Origin of the sequence: Salinimonas sediminis (assembly GCF_003429285.1) — a bacterium.
In the GTDB taxonomy this organism is placed as follows: Bacteria; Pseudomonadota; Gammaproteobacteria; order Enterobacterales; family Alteromonadaceae; genus Alteromonas; species Alteromonas indica.
The window spans coordinates 3,600,179-3,621,308 of the sequence record NZ_CP031769.1 but is presented as its reverse complement, the minus strand read 5'-3'; the positions used below and the strand labels follow the sequence as shown (position 1 = coordinate 3,621,308).

Annotated in this window: 18 protein-coding genes and 2 pseudogenes; 1 reads left to right on the top strand and 19 read right to left on the bottom strand. The window is 47.7% G+C overall.

The annotated features are described in order from the left end of the window. The first annotated feature begins 103 nt into the window (after positions 1-103). Entirely contained in the window at positions 104-1,144 is a 1,041-nt protein-coding gene (locus D0Y50_RS15890; protein WP_108567286.1) for a patatin-like phospholipase family protein, read from the top strand. A 49-nt stretch (positions 1,145-1,193) separates the two neighbouring features. Here the strand turns inward: D0Y50_RS15890 and D0Y50_RS15885 are convergent, their stop codons facing one another. From D0Y50_RS15885 to D0Y50_RS15800, 19 genes and pseudogenes are all read right to left on the bottom strand, one after another. After that, complete coding sequence (locus D0Y50_RS15885; RefSeq protein WP_108567287.1) at positions 1,194-2,309, bottom strand: HupE/UreJ family protein; 1,116 nt, start codon at positions 2,307-2,309, stop codon at positions 1,194-1,196. Positions 2,310-2,314: 5 nt separating this feature from the next. Then, positions 2,315-3,328 (bottom strand): hypothetical protein, encoded by a 1,014-nt coding sequence (locus D0Y50_RS15880; protein ID WP_108567288.1) that lies wholly within the window; start codon positions 3,326-3,328, stop codon positions 2,315-2,317. 48 nt (positions 3,329-3,376) lie between these two features. Beyond that, positions 3,377-3,874 (bottom strand): Ig-like domain-containing protein, encoded by a 498-nt coding sequence (locus D0Y50_RS15875; RefSeq protein ID WP_108567289.1) that lies wholly within the window; start codon positions 3,872-3,874, stop codon positions 3,377-3,379. A 9-nt stretch (positions 3,875-3,883) separates the two neighbouring features. Further along, a complete protein-coding gene (locus D0Y50_RS15870; protein WP_117317898.1) occupies positions 3,884-5,467 on the bottom strand; it encodes a DUF4331 domain-containing protein in 1,584 nt (527 codons plus the stop codon). Positions 5,468-5,597: 130 nt separating this feature from the next. After that, a complete protein-coding gene (locus tag D0Y50_RS15865) occupies positions 5,598-6,290 on the bottom strand; it encodes an anti-sigma factor (RefSeq protein ID WP_108567291.1) in 693 nt (230 codons plus the stop codon). Further along, the gene (locus D0Y50_RS15860) at positions 6,287-6,817 is read right to left on the bottom strand and encodes a sigma-70 family RNA polymerase sigma factor (RefSeq protein ID WP_117317897.1); all 531 of its coding nucleotides are present in this window, start codon (positions 6,815-6,817) and stop codon (positions 6,287-6,289) included. The genes D0Y50_RS15865 and D0Y50_RS15860 overlap by 4 nt, the downstream gene beginning before the upstream one ends. Before the next feature lie 28 nt (positions 6,818-6,845). Further along, positions 6,846-8,144, bottom strand: coding sequence for a sensor histidine kinase (locus D0Y50_RS15855; protein ID WP_108567293.1), 1,299 nt, complete (start codon positions 8,142-8,144; stop codon positions 6,846-6,848). Next, entirely contained in the window at positions 8,145-8,729 is a 585-nt protein-coding gene (locus D0Y50_RS15850) for a chemotaxis protein CheC (RefSeq protein ID WP_108567294.1), read from the bottom strand. After that, a complete protein-coding gene (locus D0Y50_RS15845) occupies positions 8,726-9,091 on the bottom strand; it encodes a response regulator (protein ID WP_108567295.1) in 366 nt (121 codons plus the stop codon). Before D0Y50_RS15845 ends, D0Y50_RS15850 begins: the two co-directional genes overlap by 4 nt. Before the next feature lie 619 nt (positions 9,092-9,710). Further along, a complete protein-coding gene (locus D0Y50_RS15840) occupies positions 9,711-10,754 on the bottom strand; it encodes a protein-glutamate methylesterase/protein-glutamine glutaminase (RefSeq protein ID WP_117317895.1) in 1,044 nt (347 codons plus the stop codon). A gap of 7 nt (positions 10,755-10,761) precedes the next feature. Beyond that, positions 10,762-11,376, bottom strand: coding sequence for a chemoreceptor glutamine deamidase CheD (gene cheD, locus D0Y50_RS15835; RefSeq protein WP_108567297.1), 615 nt, complete (start codon positions 11,374-11,376; stop codon positions 10,762-10,764). Position 11,377: 1 nt separating this feature from the next. Next, complete coding sequence (locus D0Y50_RS15830; protein WP_108567298.1) at positions 11,378-12,244, bottom strand: CheR family methyltransferase; 867 nt, start codon at positions 12,242-12,244, stop codon at positions 11,378-11,380. Then, on the bottom strand, positions 12,225-14,777 hold the full coding sequence (locus D0Y50_RS15825; protein WP_456300107.1) for a methyl-accepting chemotaxis protein: 2,553 nt from the start codon (positions 14,775-14,777) through the stop codon (positions 12,225-12,227). The genes D0Y50_RS15830 and D0Y50_RS15825 overlap by 20 nt, the downstream gene beginning before the upstream one ends. A 21-nt stretch (positions 14,778-14,798) precedes the next feature. Then, positions 14,799-15,083, bottom strand: a pseudogene (locus D0Y50_RS20075) (PAS domain-containing protein); the annotation flags it as partial. A 415-nt stretch (positions 15,084-15,498) separates the two neighbouring features. Continuing rightward, positions 15,499-15,993 (bottom strand): annotated as a pseudogene (locus tag D0Y50_RS15820) (chemotaxis protein CheW). Continuing rightward, on the bottom strand, positions 15,990-17,939 hold the full coding sequence (locus D0Y50_RS15815) for a chemotaxis protein CheA (protein WP_117317891.1): 1,950 nt from the start codon (positions 17,937-17,939) through the stop codon (positions 15,990-15,992). Before D0Y50_RS15815 ends, D0Y50_RS15820 begins: the two are co-directional and overlap by 4 nt. 15 nt (positions 17,940-17,954) lie before the next feature. Continuing rightward, complete coding sequence (locus D0Y50_RS15810; RefSeq protein WP_108567302.1) at positions 17,955-18,320, bottom strand: response regulator; 366 nt, start codon at positions 18,318-18,320, stop codon at positions 17,955-17,957. 114 nt (positions 18,321-18,434) lie between these two features. Next, on the bottom strand, positions 18,435-19,622 hold the full coding sequence (locus tag D0Y50_RS15805) for a methyl-accepting chemotaxis protein (protein WP_232366286.1): 1,188 nt from the start codon (positions 19,620-19,622) through the stop codon (positions 18,435-18,437). A 323-nt stretch (positions 19,623-19,945) separates the two neighbouring features. After that, complete coding sequence (locus tag D0Y50_RS15800; protein WP_108567304.1) at positions 19,946-21,121, bottom strand: pyridoxal phosphate-dependent aminotransferase; 1,176 nt, start codon at positions 21,119-21,121, stop codon at positions 19,946-19,948. Between the last annotated feature and the right edge of the window lie 9 nt (positions 21,122-21,130).

Genomic DNA, 21,130 nt, shown 5'->3' with positions numbered 1-21,130 from the left:
TTACCGTACAATAAGTCATAACTATTTGGACTCCGGTACAGTTGACTTGGTTTCATCGCCATTTTATTTTGGTGGTAAGGCAGTCAGCGGCGAACGAATAACCATGTCTAAACTTATCCTTTCTTTGGATGGCGGAGGAATTCGCGGAGCGGCGAGTATCCAGTTTCTATGTAATGTTGAAGCCCAGCTTCAGCAAAATCATCAAGTTTCAATCCGGGACTGCGTAGATTTATACGCAGGCACCAGTACCGGTGCCATTATCGCACTGGCGTTAGCCACTACCGAACTTACCGTAGATCAAATCAATACCCTTTATAACGCAAAAAATGCCCGCGAGATTTTTACTGAAAATCGTGGTTTGTTCGAGTTTGACGGGATAAATGCTCCCAAGTATGAAGCCAGTGGTAAAACCGCGTTGTTGAAACGCCACTTTGGCACCGCTACATTAGCCAATGCTGTGAAAAATAATTGCCACGCACTGGCAGTGACATTTGGTGTGGAGTATCACCGTCCGCTCATTTTTAAAACCACTAAACCTGAACACCATGATGTCTTGAGCTACCTTATTGCTGATGCGTCCTCTGCTGCCCCAACCTATTTCCCCAGTGTTGAGGTCACGGATCCTGAACAGGATGTCAGCCGCTGGCTGGTAGATGGTGGGGTAGTAGCAAACAACCCTACAATGTGTGCTATTGCCGAAAGTCGGCGGCTGTGGCCCGACACCGCCTTTGAAAATGTTCGGGTCGTTTCTATTGGGACCGGAAAACGTACCCGCAAGGTTAACGGCCCTGATACCACCGGCTGGGGCGCATTACAGTGGATGCGACAAGGACATATTATTGATGTGTTGTCTGACGAACAGCTGGTCGCCTATCAGGCCCTTACCATTTTGCCAACAGGGCGATACATCAGGGTGAACGCACAAATGAAACAGCAACCGGGGTTACCATTTCCGCCGGATGACGCAATGGATGACATCAGTGAAGCGAACATCAACAAACTTAAAGCGCTGGGCGATATGTGGTTTGCTCAATATGGCCAAGCTGTTGTTGCCATGCTGCTGAATGCTTATGACGGCCCCTCGCTTGATGCTATCGACCCTGGGACAGGTACCCCTTTGGCGCGGCCTGAACCTGGGCCATAAACCCGACTGTTTATCGGGTAATGGAAGGGCGCTTTTTGAAAAGTGACAGTTACCAGCGCTGAATAGCCCAACTGACGGCAATCAACGCAATGATAGATGACGCAGTAGGCATTATGAATTGGGCGTAAGCCTTGACCTTACGTAAGCCGAGCAATAAAGGCAGTAGAAGCGCTACAATAGCAAGCTGGCCTATTTCCACGCCCACGTTAAACGAAGCTATGGTAAGTAAAGGCTTGGAAGCCACTGATTGAAGCTCAGCAAAAACACTGGCAAAGCCCATTCCGTGCAATAGCCCGAAAGCAAACGTTACCCAGCCGAGCCGGTGTATTACCGGCCAGATATTATTTAGCGCCGTGAGGAGTACTGATATGGCTATACCCAATTCGACCCACCGACTGGAAGGTGAATACCAACCTAATGCGGTAGATGTTAACGTCAGTGAATGGGCCAGCGTAAATGCGGTGACCAGATAAAACGTATGGCGTAATACAGTTCGTTTACTACTTTCAGCTTGCCATTGGTTGTGTTGGCGATACAAATTGACTGTGAGAAGTGTCGCAATCAAAAATAGAATGTGATCGATGCCAATCCAGATGTGGATGATACCTTCATATACAAAGTTGCCTACGGTAGCCCACGTATCTATTGGCGTGCCGCTTAATTCGACCGTATCGGCCTGGGCCGTGAGTACCTGTGTTTGGGTAGCCTGTAGGTCATTTCCGGCCGCAGTGAATAATACTTTATGCGTGGGATCTTCAGAAAAAATAGCAGAGTACTGTAATGTAAGGTTGCTGCTTGCTGGGCAAGCAAAAGAAAAAGCCACTCCGATAAGTGTCTGACTTGAAATAGAATGCAAGGTAGGGGCGTGCAAGGTGGCGGGGCAAGGCTGGGCGTTTGTTGACAGTACCAGGTGCTCGTTGACATAGCGGTGCAGGGCATCGCTGCGAGATAAAACCTCGGCCCACGTAAGCTGCCCATCAGTGTTGGTATCCAGACCTACTGTCTGTTCCAGATCAAAGGGTTGTAACAATAAGGTCCCCGATACATCTTCGTCATTGTTAACCGTTAACGACAGATACCCGTTGCTTAGCTCATGCCCCCGCGCCGGGATACTGGTTAATAGGAAGATACAGCTCAGCAAAAACACTATAATACATAAGCGCATAATGTTTAGTTTTCTCCTGTGACGAGGTTAACAGTTCGGCTCAGGAGCTGTTTATCTTCAAGGCCTTTAGCATATTGCCAATTAACTTGAGCAAAATGATGCGCTTTATCAGCATCTTGCTTTACTTCCAGATAATAACGCGCGATATACGCCGCATGGGACCAATCTTTACGCCATTCGCGCATTGCAATACGCTGTTGTGCTTGCTTTTGCCAGCGTGTGTCATTGCCGGTATGTTGCTCGGCCTGGGCTAACATTATCAATATGCCATCATCCATTTCTGCAGCCTTATTGGCCGCTGGACCTAACGTATCAATGACGTGGTTATACCGGCCTAACGCCAACTGCGCCTGGGCCCACAACGAGGCAGAGGCAACACTGACTTGGTCTAGCTCCTCAGCGGGGAGATGAGTAAGCGCTGCTGTGGGGTTATTTAAGGCTAACGCCATAAATGCCAGGGTTTGATCGACCCACTCAAGGACCTGGGCTGACTCGTATTTTGCCACACGTCTAAGTTGCGTAAGTTGTTGATACCATTTTACTGAAGGTGATTGCTGGAAGCGGGCATCCAGCATACAGGTCAACGCCACCAGATGAGCGCTGTGCGAAACCAGCGATTTGCACGTTTGAAGACTATTCTCAAATTGACCGAGGTTATTGTAAACCGATGCCAAAAGTAGCTTCGATTGTGGGGTATTAAGCGTTACAAGCTGTTCTTTTGCGGCTTCAAAATCATGATTACGCTGTAGTAAGCTTGCTTTGATATACGTGAACTTATCGTCCAGGTTGCGCTGGCTTTCCCTACGGGAAATTACATGTGAAAGGGCTTTTATATCAGCAGAAGTGCTGCCTAACTGTTTGGCCTTATCCAGAATGTCTATTGCCTGTTGGTACGTCATTTTACTTGAAACCGAGGCGGGCCAGGTAGCAATAATATCGGTGGAAGAGGGAGATAATTGTTTGGCATTTGCTCCACAGACCGTACATAAGAATAAAACACCCAAACGTTTTTTTAGCATGTTGCAGCTCCCTATTAAGAAATAGGCCATCCCTGGCCTTAGCGGTTGTTACTGGTTTATCAAATCATCAAAGGCGGTTGGGTCTTCCACGTCCTGGGTAAACTCTCGCCCGTTTAGCGGCAATGGTGTATCAGTAGATTCTTGCTCAAATGCCGCACGTGTATAGGAAGAAACATTTACCTGTTGCGCCTCAACCATAATGGTAATCATCCCTTCCACAGGCTCATTCACCCCATCGGTGACCGTAAACGTGAAACTGTCTTCGCCAGCATATTCTGCTACCGGGGTATAGGTGAAATTTCCATCGGCCGCGATCTCTACAGAACCATTAACCGGCCCATCAGCCATGACAAATGTCAGTGCATCTCCCTCTTCATCCGTAGCTGTTAATGTTTCAGAAAACGCGGTTTCTGTTTGCGTAGAAAATGACTCCGACACCGCCTCAGGGGCCGTGTTTTCCGCGTCAGGTACGACATAGTCATCATCGTCATCGAAACAGCCGGTTAGCATGACAGTAGCGGCAGCTACCATTAATAAATTACGCATAGTGGCTCCTTATTCAGCTGAACCTGAGATAGGTGTCATCAGATACGGGAAGCTGCTACCTATCATAGATGCATCTATAGGAGCGCCATCGGTAAAGGGAACTTCACCGGTGTTCGCATCTTCTGGTGCACACAAACCGAGGTCCGTATCTTCGCCGTTCACCGGGATGGGGTAACACAAACGCCCCATTACCACGCGCAATGCAATATCCACTACATCATCGCCGGGACGACGACCATTTGGAAAGCCTGCTAAATCATCACCAGCGACGCCAAAAGCCGATTGGTCGGCTGCCGGGGTAGCGGGAATAGTAGTATTTAATCGCAGCATTTCCGAAGGGGAGACAGTGGCAAGTTGGTTAACGCCTTCAAAGCCGGTTAAAAACGCGGTGACCAGGTCATTACGTGGGAAGTTGGTTGGGGCCAGAGTGTCCATCTCAGTACCCAGTGTAGTGTTGACGGCATCTTTAAATAAAATATTCAACAGCTCAGGTAATACCGGGTTAGTAACATAATCGGCAAATTGGCCATCCTGGGCTGGCATGGAGGTAGAAAATGTATCTTTATCTCCAAGTCCAATGACTAACTCATTAACCAAAGGATTGCCTAAGCGTGAAACCTGGGTCATCGCGCCACCATTTACTTCTGGTTTAGCGTACGTCGCATTCGGGTTTAAAATACGCGCTTGGGGCAAACTGGCCGTAGTCCAACCACCTATACTTCCATTGCCTTCACCCGTAACACATTCAGCGGGTACTTCAACGGCAATTGAGGTAACGTTTTTATCTTTAAGATCGTCGTTGGCGCTATCTTGTGTTATGCCGCCAGGAAAGCCCCCCGCATCCCCGGCGCCGGGTGCACTATCGCCTTCCACCGGTACATAATTAACTAAATCAAACGTATCGCCGAGATTCACTACAAAGGGGTCTTTACGTTGGCCTACAAATACCCGGCCCGGGTTATCACAGCTTTCAATTGCAAAAGAGTAAACAAACTGGCCGGCATAGCGGGCGTACTCTTCGGTGCTGGTAAAGGTTTTGTCGCCTATATAATCTAATGGTTTGTAAAAGGCTTCGCCCTGTGATGGCATTACCGTAGTGCGGGTGCCAGAACGTAAATCCCCGCTAACAATCTGCATGTCGTACATTTCTGAAAAGTTTGCGTTGGTCGCATCGTCGGCCGAAACCGGGCCAACATTTTTCAGCGGAACCTTAATCATTTTTTCTTCGCCACTGGGGCCTACTGGTAAAGCAATGCCTTCACCTTCTGCCGCCAGCTTGTTTGTGAACTTAAATGTAAAGCTGATATCTTCTACAGCGTCGCCATCGTTATCAATATGAATGGCATATTCAGCTGCCGGATCCATCGCAAAATAGTTAGGGCCCCCATAGGCATCCTGAAGAGGAATGTAATTAGCAATCATAGTTACATAGCCTTCCCGGCCTGACTCGTAACTATTGAACATGTAGAAGTCGGTGGAATCGACGGTAGGCATCCGGGTAATATTGGGTGCTTCTCTATGGCTTGATGCTACTGCGGAGGTAACTACCAGGGCGCCAGTGAGTGCAACCGCGATCGGAGTGAGTTTAAGCATGGTTTTTCCTTGTGTGCTTAGAATCTACCCAATCCTTACGCGGCTAAAATGTAAACAGATGCAGCATTTTAGTATATATAATGTTAACTATAGTTAACTATTCTTCTGTAGCTTTGTGGTACTAAGTAGGCTATGACTTTACCGAAAATAGCGAGGCCACATACAAAACTTCGGTAGGCGCCCCTGAGGCGGAACCGCCTACTGCCTCCAGACTCACCGCCAGGGCTTTCACCCTTTCAGCTTTCACCAAATTTGGTGTTTTGACGGCCAGTTCGCCCTGTTGCGGTATAACACCCAACGAAACCGGTGCACTGCCATCCGCGGGCAACATCCACAATTCATAATCGTTATTATTTTTTGACGCTAGCTGACTGGTCGGTGTGATAAGCATTTGCTCTGGGCTAACCTTAATCAACCAAACTGGCTCGCTCTGTTGATTGTTCATTACCGCCAGCTGTTGGTAAACCTTTTCAGTATCAGGCGGTTGCATTAACCATAACGTCACACCTAACATCACTGCGGCGGCCATTGCCACAACCTTGGGCCAGCCGCGCGGTGATCGTGCCGGCGAAGCAATGGCTTGTACATTGGACGATGTATGCAATCGCTGGGCAATCTTTTCCCAGGTAGATGCGGGCGGCGCAACAGGTTCGAGATGGGTAGCCAGCGTATTAAGCTGTTGTTCCCAATACCACGTAGCCTGGGCAATCGATTCATGACGCATCATCAATTTGGTAAAGCGTTGGCGAGCAGGGCCGCGTAACGTGCCCAGCACATATTGCGCCGCTAAGGCATCGCGAAGGGCCGGGGTTAAGTAGTTCATAGCGATAAACACCGTTGCAGGGACTTTAAGCCGCGTCGTATCCAGCTTTTTACCGTGCCTAGAGGGCTGTCTACATGTTTTACTACTTCGGTATGCGACAGGCCGTTAAAGTAAGCTAGACAAATCGCCTGGCGCTGCTCGCTTTCCAATTCATCAAGGCAGCGATACAGCTTTTCGTGGGGGGGCTGGCGTGCGCCGAGTGTGCCGAGGTCTGGTGCGGCAATTTCGTCATTAAAGCTGTGTTCAGGACGAACCTTATGGTATCTCAGGCTATCCAAAGCCCGATAGCGAGCAATGCTAATCATCCAGGTGAGTACCGTACCGCGGCCACGGTGGTAGCTGTCGGCTTTATGCCATATCTGTACGTAAGCGTCTTGCAGCGCTTCTTCAGCAAGGTCTGCACGTTTTAATAGTTTTAGGGTAATGGCATAAAGTTGCCCGCTGGTGTGCTCATAGAGTGAGGCAAAAGCTGCTTTGTGCCCCTGAGCCGTGGCGACTAATAGTGGTAATAATTGTTCTTGGTCCATCCAGTGAACGCTCCCTCAGTCAGAGTCGTCAGCTGCCCCCCAAAGGTTCTGCACATTCATGGCGCTGCTCTGGATGCACTACAGGTACCAGAATTTCCACAACGGTACCGCGGCCGGGGTTGCTGTTGGCAATAATTTTGCCTTTATGTTTTTCTATGGCGGTATACGCCACTGACAATCCCAGTCCTTGTCCCATCCCTTCCGGTTTGGTCGTAAAAAAGGGGTCAAAAATCTTCTTTATATTCTCGGCGCTAATACCAACGCCGCTATCTATTACTTTAATGCTTACGCGCTGCGCGGTAGCTCGGATGTCAATTTTTACAAATCCTTTGCATTTTATTGACTGCGCAGCATTGATAAGTATGTTGGTCAGGGCCTGCTTTATGCTGGCGGGTTCACAAAAAATTTGCAGGTTGGGCGGGTTGCAGGACACTTTGTATACGGGCGCTTTATATTGTGCACCCACTAATTTAACTAATTGCTGGGTGGTTTCGTGAAGATTGAAAAGTTGCCAGCCGGTACTCTCTTCCAGGGCAAATTGCTTGAGGTTCTCCACAATATCGCGAACTCGGTTTAGCCCCTCACAGGACTCGTCTACTAGCGGCGAAATATCTTCTTTAAGTAATTCGTAGTGATAAGTATCCATCGTTTGGGCACTGAACTGCGCTAACGATGGTGAGGTAACCTGTAACTTGTCAGCCAGGGCGTCACATAGGTTAAGCAACTGCTCGCTATAGTCTTTTAGCGTCGCCAGGTTGGCGGTAACAAAGCCAATGGGGTTATTAATCTCATGCGCTATCCCCGCGGCGAGTTGCCCGGTAGATGCCATTTTTTCAGCCTGTATTAACTGGCTCTGCGCGCTATCAAGTTTTTTAATTAATTTACGTTGCGCAGTGTGTTCCTGCTTCAGCGCTGATGCTAGCTCTTGTTGCGCCATCAAGTAACTGGCCTGGGCGGTAACATCCTGCAGAATAATACACGCTAGCTTCTGCTCAGAGGAAGGGCCGCTAATGGGCACAATCTCCATGTTCTGATACATCTGGGTTTCTTCCCCGGTAATCGGGCGACTACTTTTGAAGGGGAATATATGCGCACGTTGCTCCCAATAACTAAAGCTAGGATGCTGTAACACAAATACCGACTTGATACGTCTTGTTAAAAATTTTGCCTGTTCGGGGAATATGCTTATCAGAGGTTGTTGTAAGTAATTGTGGCGCTGGTCAGGCCGCATTCTGTCGAGAAAAAAGGCATTGAGATACTGCAACCGGTATTGCTCGTCTACCACGCATATCCCGACCGGTAATTTGGCTACCAGTTGGTCGAACATTTACCCTAATAACTCATCAAGCGTTTGCGTAAGCCTGTCTAGCGACGCGTCGTCCAGACAAAAAACCACGCGCATGGAAAATGACGATATCTCGATATCAAACTGTACTTCCATGACCAAACTATTCGACCACTGAAACTCTTCAAAATTGGCTTTACGGGGGGAAAACAAGGTGGGCATATTTAAGTTAGTGCCTAGCGCCAGCTGAGCTGACAAACCAGCCAGGCATGCTCCGGCCAGAATATTAGAGAGTTCAAGAATAATTTCCTGAATATCTGTCTGGCTCAGTGGCGCATCGTATTCAAGCAGGGCACCAACTTCACATAAACCCTGTTGCGAAACCACCGACATGACTTCGCCTTGGATATCCCCTAAAAAAGACTGGCGGGTATAATAGGCGTCAGCTTGCTCACTGATCATACTGAACAACTGTTCGGGCGTCACAGAGGCAATTTTAGGTATTGATATACCTATTTTTGTTTCAATCAAATGAGCCAGTGAATTTGCCGCCTGACCCATCGATATATTCATCAATTCTTGCAGGGCGTCGCGCTGATCTGCTGTCAAAACGGACTCGGTACTCATAAATACCCCAGCTCGAACAAGGTCATTGCTAACTCTTCCTGGTCCAACGGTTTACGAATGAATTTGGCTGCGCCTAAGCTCATTACGATACGCTGTTTTTCTGGTTGGAAGTCGGCGCTAATAACGACTACGTGGGGTTTTTCAGTTTTGTCCGCCAGATATTCAAGTACCCCAACGCCATCAATTTCAGGCATGGTTAAATCCAGCAACATCAGCTCAAATGACGCTTTGTTTAATAACGCAATAGCTTCTTTACCGTTGGCTGCTTCATCTATTGCGTAATTCAGTTCTGGCGGTAGAGCTTTGATTACACTGCGTCGGGACAAGCGGGAGTCGTCTGCCACCAATACACGAACTGTCATATAACCTCCAAACTTTCTACATCTTTAATACTGAGTATTCGTCATTATTCATTTGTTGCAAGTTACCGCGCGAAAAACACAGCCATTTACGACCAAAGAATACCCGCTTCGAAGTATCACTTCGTTTATAAAGTATATGACATAAGTGACGGTAATCGTGTGTCATTTTTTACTCAGCCCTTGGCACAACCTGCGATAACTATTCTTAAGCTATTGTTTGAAATAAATAAAGCTTAACTCCCTCTGTCATGTTGTATTGCCGTGCGATGGGCGTATTGGACGATAGGCATTTACGACCGCAATGCACCGGGGTGAAGCGGGTTAGCTTGCGCGTAGACTGAGCATTCAAATTAGCGGGTTGGCCTAAACTCAGCACTATCCCCTCTAACGTTCTTAGCAATCGAATAACATGGAGCAGCGCTTTGCCAACGCGGCGCATCCATGCCCGCTAGATAACCACGTTATTAACGCGCCAATAGTGCGGCGTATTACCAGATGACTGATTGCCGGTGGCCAACCCGCGCTGCCGGGTAGCACCTATTCAACGTACCAGTGGCAGCTTAAGTCCTACCGAAACTCTGTAGTTGCTAAAGGCCTGCACCAATGGTCGTCGCGAATACTATAAACGGCTTCCGGCATGCACCGATTCCAGATATTTAATAATACTGGCGGGTAACAATTCTAAATCTAATATTTGGTTTGCTGCGCCCATACCAATGGCGACCTTAGGCATGCCGAATACCACACACGACGCCTCACTTTGGCAAATTGTATGGGCGCCGGCATTATGCAGGTTTAGCAACCCCTGCGCGCCGTCTTTACCCATCCCGGTTAATAATGCTGCCACCACATTGTTACCGGCCGACTTAACCAGTGAGTCAAACATCACATCTACAGACGGCCGATGCCCGCTTACCCGCTCGCTGTCCGAAATCTCGATACGGTAGTCTGCTCCGCTTCTGACTACTGTCATATGGCGGTCGCCAGGGGCTAAATATCCGTGCCCCGGCAGTAGCCGTTCACCGCCCTTGGCTTCAACAATTTTCATTTTACTGCAGTTGTCTAAACGCTTAGCAAACGTGCTGGTATAACCCGGGGGCATATGTTGCGTTATTACTGTGGCTGGAGCGTTCGCCGGCAGAGCCTCCATCACGCTCTTAATGGCTTCAGTGCCACCGGTAGAGGCGCCGATGGCAATGATTTTTTCAGTTCCAGAGTAAGACAAGCTATTGGCAGTGGTAATTTTGGTACGTTGTTTTCGTACTTTTGAACGCGCCGCAGTGCGAATTTTTGCCAGAATGAATCCGCGGTATTCTTCAATACCCTGAACCACGCCCAATTTGGGTTTCGGAATAAAATCTACCGCGCCTAATTCCAGCGAGCGTAATGTGGCTTCCGCCCCGTGCTCGGTCAGTGTGGAAATCATGACAACGGGGGTAGGGCGGGCTTCCATAAGTACTTCTAAAAAACGCAAACCATCAACTTTGGGCATCTCAATGTCTAATGTAATCACATCTGGAGTAAACTGTTTGACCATTTGTTTTGCTACATAAGCATCGGGCGCTGTGCCCACCAAAGTCATATCATCCGCTGCATTTATAATCTCGCCCAATAAGTTACGAATCAGCGCCGAGTCATCAACTACAAGTACCTTAATTGTCATACACTACCTATTCGAATAAGTCGAAGTCATCCTCACGGATGTGTTCTTTTAGTTTCATTCTGTAAACAGTCTCCCGGTCCATGATGGTGGTATTGTTGAGACGTTTTAGTCGCTTTACCTTCACTTCACCGGTTTCTGGGAAAAAATAAATTTTGCGGGGGTAGTCGCCTAATAAATCGCTGGCAACTATCGGGATACTTTCGGTACGCAGATACTGGGCTACAAACTCAGCGTTTTTAAGGCCAATATTGTTTACCGTAATGCCCTTTAACACATTGCCACCACCGAACACTTTTGCTTGTAAATAACGCCGGTCAGCGCCCATTCGCATCATCTCGTTAATTACCAGTTCCATGGCATGCATACCATAGCGGGCAGGGGCGCCGTATTTGTAGCAATCATCGCCATAATCGCAGGGCAATAAAAAATGGTTCATACCGAAAATACCGTTTTTAGTATCCCGTAAACAGGCTGATACACACGAACCCAGGACCGTTACTATCAGACTGTTTTTGTTGGTAGCAAAGTATTCCCCGGGTAAAATTTTTACTGCCTGGCGTTCAAACCGATTATCGTAGTAAACATTTAAACCTGATAGCCTTTCCTGGGCCACTTCTGCCACATTAGTTATCCTTTACTGGTTTATAAATAGTTTGTCCCAAAGGCGTGACAATTTTAGACGCAGTGTTGAAGTTTTCTGAATGGCCAGCAAAATAGCGGCCATTTTCAGGAAGTAACGCTACCATCTTTGTCAGAATGTTAAGCTGTGTGCTTTTATCGAAATAAATCATAACGTTGCGGCAAAATATAACGTCTACTTGCTCAGGTAGAGGCCAGTACTCGTGGGTCAGGTTTATCTGCTCGAACTTAACCATTCTCCTAAGCTCAGGCACTACCCGCACAAGATCCCGGTTATCACCCCGACCTTTATGTAAAAACTGGCTACATTGGTCCTTACTTAATTTGCGGGTAACATCTACCGGGTAGATACCGCGCCGCGCTTTATTAAGTACGTTACTGTCGATATCTGATGCGATTATTGATACTGGAGGTGTAAAGCTACGAAAAGCTTGTGCCACGGTCATTGCAATAGAGTAGGGTTCCTCACCGGTACTGCTGGCTGCACACCAGATGGTTTTGACGCCGGGGGTCTGACGTAAATACTTTTCCAATTCAATAAAGTGGTGAGGCTCTCTAAAAAACGATGTCAGATTGGTGGTTAACGCATTGATAAAGTGCTCTTCTTCCGAATCGGTTACGGCTAAATAGGCAAGATAATCATTGAACGTGCGTAGTCGTAATGCGCGTAACCGTCTGGCGAGCCGGCTATACACCAACGAGTCTTTGCTATCGGCCAGCCTGATACCCGCCATTCTATACAAAGTCTCTCTGACCTTATCAAAATCCTCGCCGCTATAATTGAATTCACGGGCACCTTTGGCTCTACTGCTTGATGTACCCGTCTGCACGTTAGAAACTCTCCCATTCATCATTTTCAGGCGCCGCCGCTTTCATATCCGTTAATCTGGCACCTGACATAGTTGCGTTGTCACTACTACCACCTGTGCGTATTCTGGCTTTTAAGGCTGGTTTTTTATTTTGCAGCGCTAAGGCCACAACATTGTCTTCCAGTTTGAACGATGAAACCCGCTCACTAAGCTGTTCTGCCTGTTGCTGCATGCTTTCAGCCGCGGCGGCGGCCTGTTCTACCAGGGCAGCGTTTTGCTGCGTCATTTCATCCATTTGACAGACAGCCTGGCTGATTTCATCAATACCCGATGCTTGTTCCGAAGAAGCGGCAGCAATTTCCGCCATAATGTCGTTAACCCGTTTAATAGAGGTCACCACATTGCCCATGGTCTCGCCTGACTGATTAACCAGTGCATTGCCGCTGGCAATTTTTGTGACAGAGTCCGAAATCAGGGCTTTAATATCTTTTGCTGCATCCGCGGAGCGTTGGGCCAACGTTCTTACCTCTGAGGCAACAACCGCAAAGCCGCGGCCCTGTTCACCTGCTCTGGCTGCTTCGACCGCCGCATTTAAGGCCAGTATATTAGTTTGGAAAGCGATGCCATCAATAACGCCGATAATGTCACTGATTTTCTGTGCAGATTCATTAATACTCGACATGGTTTGCACCACTTGTTGAATCATGCTGCCGCCTTCTACTGCGACTGCGGAAGCCTGGGTGGCCAGGGAATTCGCTTGCCCGGCATTTTCTGCATTTAGCTTAACGGTGCCCGTGAGTTCTTCCATACTGGATGCTGTTTCTTCCAGGCTGGATGCCTGTTGCTCGGTGCGGCTAGATAAATCAATGTTACCGCTGGCTATTTCTGATGAGGCTGTATTGATTGTTTCTACTGCGGTGTTTATCTGGCAGATAGTTCCGCGTAAATCATGGATGAATGCGTTAATCGATTCGCCAAGAACTTTGAATTCACCTTCAAATTCATGCTCGATTTCACAGGTAAGATCGCCTGAACTTAGTTGGGCCATCACCTGCTTGATATCGTAAATCGCCGTAGTGCGGGCCGTGACGTCGCTGGCGTATTTAACCACTCGGAATGGCCGCCCATTTTGGTCTAAAATGGGGTTGTATGAGGCCTGAATCCAGATCTCTTTGCCCTGTTTGCCCAACCGACGGTATTCGCCACAGGCGTAAACACCTTGATTTAACTGTTCCCAAAACGCACGATATTCGTGACTGTTACGGGTTTCGGTGTCGACAAACATACTATGGTGCTTGCCCTTTATTTCATCCAGGCTATAGCCTGTTACCCGTAAAAAGTTATCGTTAGCATTTAAAATCGTGCCGTCCATTTCAAACTCAATAACGGCCTGAGATTTACTGATAGCCGCTAACTGGCCTTCAAAATAAGCATTCGTACGTTTTTGTGGCGTAATATCAGTGGCGTATTTTACCACTTTAAAAACCTCGCCATTACTATCGAAAATAGGGTTATAGGATGCCTGAATCCATACATCTTCACCGGATTTACTTACCCGCTTAAATTCGCCAGCAACAAACTTCCCGCTTTTTAGATCTGGCCAGAAATTGGCATATTCATCTGAATGGCGGGTCGCTTTATCAACAAATATTTTATGATGCTTTCCTTTAATTTCTGCCAAGCTGTAACCGGTAACCTCCAGGAAATTATCGTTGGCCCAGTTAACTTTACCGTCTGTATCAAATTCGATAACCGCCTGCGCTTTACTAATTGCTTTTATCTGGCCTTCATAGTCTGCATTACGAAGCTTTTGCGCGGTAATATCGGTAGCGTATTTGACCACTTTGAACACATTGCCGTTCATATCCAGGATAGGGTTGTAAGACGCCTGAATCCAGACTTCTCGGCCGCCTTTCGCCAGGCGCTTATATTCTCCACTGCAAAACACACCTGAGCGAAGATCACTCCAGAATGTACTGTATTGCTGGCTCATTCTGTAGTTTGCATCAACAAACATACTATGGTGCTGGCCCTGGATATCTTTTAAGGTGTAGTCCATGGCCTGCAGAAAATTATCATTGGCCCACTGAATGTTCCCTTGGGTATCAAATTCGATGACTGCCTGAGATTTACTAATGGCGTCTATCTGACCTTGAAAATACGCATTATGTAATTTTTGTTCAGTAATATCAGTGGCATATTTGACTACCTTGATAATATCGCCATTCATATCGAAAATAGGATTGTAGGAAGCCTGTACCCATACTTCTTTACCGTTTTTTGCGACGCGCTTAAATTCACCTGACTTAAATGAGCCAGCTTTCAATTGCGTCCAGAAATCGGTGTATTCGGTGCTATCAGAATACGCTTTATCAACAAACATACGGTGGTGCTGGTGCTGAATTTCGGACAGCGTATAACCCATCGTGGCTAAAAAATTATCGTTAGCCCACAAAATTGTTCCATCGGTATTAAACGCTATGACTGCCTGCGACTTACCGATAGCTTCTAGTTGTCCATTAAAGTCAGCAAACTTACGCTTTTCCTCGGTAATATCGATGGCGAACTCAACTATTTTTACTACATTACCCTGTGAATCGGTAACGGGGTTGTAGGATGCTTGTATCCATACAATACCGCCATCCTGGCGCACCCGCTGATATTCACCCGCTTGCATATCGCCTTTCACCAGCGTTTGCCATAGGGCGGTGGTAGCCGACCGCTGGGCCTCAGTAGGGACCACCAGCTTACTATGATGCAGCCCTAATAAGGCCTGTTTGCTGTAGCCGGTAAGTTCGCAAAAGTTATCATTAACATCTACCAACTGGCCTTCAGGGGTGTACTCGGCCAGTGCCTGGGCCCGATGTAGCGCGTGCAACATGCCACGCTTAACCAGCAACTCAGATTGATCCTCCCACTCAATCATCGTGCCGATGACCGCTTTTTCATCACCATAAAGCGGTGTAAAGGATAGTTTCAGGCTTATCTCGCCAACCTCAATATTATGCTGGGTGGGCAGCAGGTTGCCATGGCTCGAGTGTTCAGTCGTATTCACAAACTGGTAAATATTCTGTCCCAACAACTGGGTGGCGGAAAACTGGGGAATTACATTGGCCAGCGCCCTTTCATGCTTTAGCAGCAAGCGCGTTGCAGCTCTGTTGGCATAGGTAATCAAGGCATTTTCGTCGGCCATCATGATACAGCAGTTAGAGGCTTCCATTGCCTGTTCAGTTCTGAGCATCTGCAAACGGTGTGCTTTGATAGACTCATTATTGAATAGATTGAACATTCCCATGTTACATTTCTCCGCCATCATTTTGGGATTCAAATAGCCCCAATTCCTCGCTGGAAATCAAACTTTCAATATTGACTAAGATAACCATGTTGTCATCTACGGAGGCTAAGCCTTGTAAATAACGGCTATCAAACGCCACGCCAAATTCCGGTGGCGGCCTTACGTCATCGTCGGTTAAGCGTATTACGTCTGACACGCCATCCACTACAATGCCAACAATACGGTCAAATACACTTAGCATAATGACGATGGTAAACTCGTTATATACGGCTTCACCCACGTTAAATTTAATGCGTAGATCAATTATCGGAACGATGTCGCCCCGCAGATTGAGTACACCTTTGATAAAGCCGGGGGCGTTGGCAATTTTGGTTACAGGTTCATAGCCACGTATTTACTTTACGCAAGTAATATCCAGGGCGTAATGTTCATCGCTCAATACAAAACTAAGATATTCACGTTGTTCGTTTGCCATTGTTTGTTCTGCGGTGTTCATGCCAACATTTCCTCTTCGACAATAGGTCGACACTGCTCAGCAATGGAGTCAGCATCCAGTATCATTGCTACCCTGCCATCTCCCATAATGGTAGCGCCGGATATACCTGGAACCTTTTTGTAGTGGTGTTCCAAACTCTTAATAACCACTTGCTGTTGCCCCAACAGGCTATCGACTAAAATGCCATAGCGCCGCTTGCTGCTTTCAAGTAGCACAACGATGCCTTCTGTGGGGCGATCAATAGCATTGTCTACTTCCATCATTTTATGCACAGCAACAAGCGGCCAGTACTGTTCACGAATCCACAGCAAGGTGTCATTACCTATACTTTTAAGTTGCTCGCGGCTGGGTTGAATAGATTCAATAATATTAACCAGTGGTACCACGAATATTTGGTCGCCTATTGCTACACTAATGCCGTCTACGATGGCCAGGGTTAACGGCAACTGGATAGAAAATGCTGAGCCGTTCCCTTTTTTAGAGTCAATATCAATGCGCCCACCAATCGCTTCGATGTTACGACGTACCACGTCCATCCCGACCCCCCGACCTGATACATCGGTCACCTCAGCAGCGGTAGAGAAACCGGCTTGAAAAATCAGCTTCCATACTTCTTTGTCGGGCATCTCATCATTCACCGGCAAGTTATTTTCGCGAGCTTTTGCCAGTATTCGATCGCGGCTTAGTCCTGCGCCATCATCAATAATACTAATGACTATGTTGCCACCTTTTTGCTCCGCCCGAAGAATGACGGTGCCGGTTTCGTTTTTGCCTGCAGCAAGGCGGTCTGCGGTTTTTTCAATGCCATGATCGATACTGTTGCGGACCAGATGGGTCAGCGGGTCGACCAGCTTCTCAATCATGCTTTTATCGATTTCCGTCGCCCCGCCTTCAATAACCAGATTGACTTTTTTACCCAGTTTGGTGGAAAGGTCCCGGACCACGCGCGGGAAACGGTTGAATGTCATATTAATAGGCAACATCCGCATGGACATGGCCGATTCCTGAATTTCGCGAGTATTGCGTTCAAGCTCGCCAATCGCGGTTTGTAATTTTTGACCCACGGTACCGGTGACTTCTTCGCTAATCATAGACAGCATTGATTGGGTTATAACCAGTTCACCCACCAGGTTTACCATAGCGTCTATTTTTTGGGTATCGACCCGTATTGATGAAGCTTCTTTCGACGCCCGGCTGGTGGTTTCGGGTTGCTTCTGGCCCGGCTTTTTCACCACCGGCGGCGGTGCGGAGCCATCTTTGGCACCTTTTACGTCAGCTTGGATTTGCTCTATGGGTTTGTAAAAACCATAAGGTTTGGCGGTATCACTGGCGACAGGTAATGCGAGGTCGTCATCATAAAACCCAAAACCATCTTCTTCTGCCGAGGGGGGAGATGAGGCATGCTGTTCTGCGGTCGGTTCGGTTTGCCCGGGGGAGTCGCTAACCGGCTGCGCGTCACTGAGTTCCGCGGCTGGTTCGTCATCGTCATCGTCGAAGAAACCAAAGCCTTCGTCTACTACGGGCGCCGGTTCACTTGCTATGGTCGTTGCTCCATCAGACGCTGCCAGCGCGGTTTCCAGAGCGGCGATACCGGTTTGGATATCTGCTTCGGGTAATTCTCCCTGGGCTTTATACGCATCCAGAATGACCTTAAGTAAATCCACGGTTTCGAGGAAAAGATCTACCGTTGAGACATCTAACTTTATGGTGCTTTTGCGTGCCTTATCAAGCAGGTTTTCCATTACATGGGTCAAGCCGGTTAATGCATCAAACCCAAAAATACCGCTACCACCCTTAATTGAGTGGGCGGCCCGAAAAATACTATTCAATTGCTCCAGGTCAGGGTCATCGACATTCAACTCCATCAGAAGTTGTTCCATGTCATCTAAATGTTCCTGGCTTTCGTCAAAAAAAACAGCGTGAAACTGCTCAATATCTATAGACATAATACGGCGTCCGTTTTAGCCCAGAACTTTACCTGCGATTGCAAGTAGCTTATCCGGATCAAATGGTTTAACCATCCAGCCGGTGGCGCCGGCGGCCTTGCCTTGTGCTTTCATGTCGTTACCGGCTTCGGTAGTCAACACCACAATAGGCGTACGCGAATAGGCGCTCATTTTTCGTAATTCTTTTATCAGGCTCAGGCCATCCATGCGCGGCATATTCTGATCGGTTAGCACAAAGTCAAACCGGTTAAATTTGCATTGGTCCAGCGCATCCTGACCGTCAACTGCTGTGGTTACATCGTAACCTTTAGACTTCAAAGTCATTTCCACCATTTGGCGGATAGAGGATGAGTCATCCACTGCCAGTATTTTTTTGCTCATATCTGTCTAACACCTAGTTTGTTAAATTCCATTACCGTGTAAATTCGTGTCAAAATCCGTTTTTTACGGCCTGGCTTCAATGTGCAAAGCCTGCGCTACGTAGTTACTGCTTTACTAAAAAAATTCTACTTCGCCAGCTTCAATGTTGGTGGCCGAGACAGGGTTATGATCAAGGTTGCCTTTGCTTTTCATTTTTTCCTGATAGTTTTGTAACTGAGTAGCGAGATCGTCCATGGATGATTCGTTTAAGGTGCGTAACTGGTCAATTACAAACCCTAAAATCTCTTTGGTGTATTCGATGTTTTGCCCATTGATATCACCAAACTGTAAGCCCCTTATTGAGTTACCCAGGGCGGTATCCAGTTGCACCCCGATACCTTCGAGCTGGCTGGTGGTAGTGGCATCTGACTCCGCCTTTTCGATGATTTTGTCTAACTCACCCTGAATGACGCGCTTTGCCTCTACGATGTAGCTGGTATCCTGAGAGGCCAGTTCGCGCACATTCTGTGTAAGTTCATCAATTTGCACACTCATGCTTTCCATTTGTTTTTTGATAACACCACTAAACTGAGTAGACCGATTGGATAACGCTCTGACTTCGTCGGCCACCACAGCAAACCCGCGGCCAGCTTCACCGGCGCGTGCTGCTTCAATTGCGGCATTAAGTGCCAGCAGGTTGGTTTGAGCAGAAATATCGTCAATATCTCCCAGCGCCTTCATTACCGTGGGCATGGTTTCATGTACCAGGTTAACTTTTTCAAGAATGACCGAGGTGCCGGAAGATATGCGCTTAGTGGAATCAAGAAACTGGTCTAACGATTGTTCAGTACTATCGGCAAAGTTGCGCATTCTGGTGGAGTACATTTCATTACTATCAGCATCGGTATGGATAAGGTGAGTTATGCAGCCGTTTTGCTCAGCCACCATACTCCGCAAGGTGGTAAATGATTCGCTCAGGGTTTCAACCGCGCTATCCTGGGTGCTCAGCACATCATTCAGGTTGGTTTCACAGGTACTGATGACCGTTGCTAGCTCGTTGGTTAGCATATCTATTTGGCCCAGACTGTTGGCATTGCGCTCACTCACTTCAGCTTCAGCGTGTTGCGCAGAAGCTTCCTGAACAGCCGTGCTACTGGCAAAAGCAGCCACACAGCCTAACGCCGCTATCACTACACCGATATATTCAAACCCCCAATAGGTTGCCGCTAACCCCAGGAGCAGACTTACCGTGGCGCCGCCCCACGAGAGGATGGGAAATGACAACTTAGGTTGTTGTTGGTTCGCTATACTGCCGCTTAACATAAATTCACCTGAATAAAATACTACACTTGCCATGACACTGTTTTAATGAGCCGACAAAGGCTGGCTAAAACGTGCTTAATGTAACAGGGGGAATAGCGGAGAAACGCCGCTTCCTGTTAATCGGTTTTAATAAAGTTATAGACAAGAATCTGAGTAATGAAAGGTAATTGAGAAAATTTTATTTTTTTTGATGACGCCGGGTATTCAGCTGGTATAAACGCAGAAAAGCGACTAATAATAGTCGCTTATAGAAGCGTAATCGGGTTGGTTTACGCTTAGGTTTCTGACGGCTTTAAGCAAGCCGCCACAGGCGTTTTTTTAGGCTATGCCCTGATGGCTTTGTACATGGTATCCAGTGCTTTGGGCATTGCATTAACATACATTTGGACATCTTCAATTCGCCCGGTACTCACCCGCGACCATGGGGTATAACTACGGTACTGACCGCGAATCAAAACCTGTTCTGCTTCCATGGCTTGTCTGAACGTATTGGCGTCGCCGTCCTTTCCTAAATTAACAAACATAAAGTTAGTGCTGGAGGGGAGGGCTGTAAGGCCATTTTCTTTCACAGCCGTGGCAATCATTTCTTTTGCCTGGGCGACCTTATCGCGTGAAAAGGTTTTAAATCCTTCATCATGGTAACTGGCGATTGCTGCGGCCAGTCCGGCCTGATTAACGGAGTAACCGCCTAAGCCAAACTGTTCAATCCACTCAATGTTTTCTGGTGAACCAAGCATATAGCCCACTCGCATACCAGCCAGGCCATAAATTTTCGAAAAGGTCCGGGCCACGATTATGTTATGGCCTTCATTAATCAAGGGAATCATTGAGTGGCTAGGGCCGTCGCTTATCAATTCATTGTATGCCTCATCCACCAGGACCAGCGTTTTTTTCGATGCTTTAACACAAAACTCGCGTAGTTTGGTTGGTTCTAGTAGTTTGCCGGTGGGGTTGTTCGGATTACAAATATGAACCATCGCAACATCGTCGTCGATAGCCTGATAAATCGCGTCCAAATCGATATCCAGGTTTGCCGTATTAGGAATTCGCTTAATCTGGGGGCCGCCGGTTCGAACCGGGGCCATAGAGGTGGTATCCCAGAACAGGTCAGGGCCTAAAATAACGCCCTTACTGGTGGCCGCGTATGCAGCAAACGCTAAGATCAAGCTAGAACCGGCAGTGATCGCCACATTGGCAGCGCTCAACTGGTTTTTTTCAGCAATCATATCGGTAAGATACTGGCTGGCGGTGTAGGCATAATATGCCCCCCCGCTGGAGGCTGCCTGCGCAATAGCTTTAAGCGCTTCCGGACTGGGCCCATAAGGGTTCTCGTTAGCATTAAGCTTAGCAATACCAGGTTTAGGGCCGTACAAATTTGCCGGTTTAACCACCTGGCCACTGGCCGCCAGGCTGGCGGGCGAAATAATACCGGCGGCACCGGCGGCCGTAGCGGCCAGGCTACCACCTAAGAAAAAACGGCGTGATGCGTTATGTGTCATAGTAGTTCC

Excerpts from the sequence above, each read along its gene's own strand:
- D0Y50_RS15890 (WP_108567286.1), top strand. The coding sequence starts at position 104 with ATGTCTAAACTTATCCTTTCTTTGGATGGCGGAGGAATTCGCGGAGCG.
- D0Y50_RS15885 (WP_108567287.1), bottom strand. The coding sequence starts at position 2,309 with ATGCGCTTATGTATTATAGTGTTTTTGCTGAGCTGTATCTTCCTATTA.
- D0Y50_RS15880 (WP_108567288.1), bottom strand. The coding sequence starts at position 3,328 with ATGCTAAAAAAACGTTTGGGTGTTTTATTCTTATGTACGGTCTGTGGA.
- D0Y50_RS15875 (WP_108567289.1), bottom strand. The coding sequence starts at position 3,874 with ATGCGTAATTTATTAATGGTAGCTGCCGCTACTGTCATGCTAACCGGC.
- D0Y50_RS15870 (WP_117317898.1), bottom strand. The coding sequence starts at position 5,467 with ATGCTTAAACTCACTCCGATCGCGGTTGCACTCACTGGCGCCCTGGTA.
- D0Y50_RS15865 (WP_108567291.1), bottom strand. The coding sequence starts at position 6,290 with ATGAACTACTTAACCCCGGCCCTTCGCGATGCCTTAGCGGCGCAATAT.
- D0Y50_RS15860 (WP_117317897.1), bottom strand. The coding sequence starts at position 6,817 with ATGGACCAAGAACAATTATTACCACTATTAGTCGCCACGGCTCAGGGG.
- D0Y50_RS15855 (WP_108567293.1), bottom strand. The coding sequence starts at position 8,144 with ATGTTCGACCAACTGGTAGCCAAATTACCGGTCGGGATATGCGTGGTA.
- D0Y50_RS15850 (WP_108567294.1), bottom strand. The coding sequence starts at position 8,729 with ATGAGTACCGAGTCCGTTTTGACAGCAGATCAGCGCGACGCCCTGCAA.
- D0Y50_RS15845 (WP_108567295.1), bottom strand. The coding sequence starts at position 9,091 with ATGACAGTTCGTGTATTGGTGGCAGACGACTCCCGCTTGTCCCGACGC.
- D0Y50_RS15840 (WP_117317895.1), bottom strand. The coding sequence starts at position 10,754 with ATGACAATTAAGGTACTTGTAGTTGATGACTCGGCGCTGATTCGTAAC.
- D0Y50_RS15830 (WP_108567298.1), bottom strand. The coding sequence starts at position 12,244 with ATGAATGGGAGAGTTTCTAACGTGCAGACGGGTACATCAAGCAGTAGA.
- D0Y50_RS15815 (WP_117317891.1), bottom strand. The coding sequence starts at position 17,939 with ATGTCTATAGATATTGAGCAGTTTCACGCTGTTTTTTTTGACGAAAGC.
- D0Y50_RS15810 (WP_108567302.1), bottom strand. The coding sequence starts at position 18,320 with ATGAGCAAAAAAATACTGGCAGTGGATGACTCATCCTCTATCCGCCAA.
- D0Y50_RS15805 (WP_232366286.1), bottom strand. The coding sequence starts at position 19,622 with ATGTTAAGCGGCAGTATAGCGAACCAACAACAACCTAAGTTGTCATTT.
- D0Y50_RS15800 (WP_108567304.1), bottom strand. The coding sequence starts at position 21,121 with ATGACACATAACGCATCACGCCGTTTTTTCTTAGGTGGTAGCCTGGCC.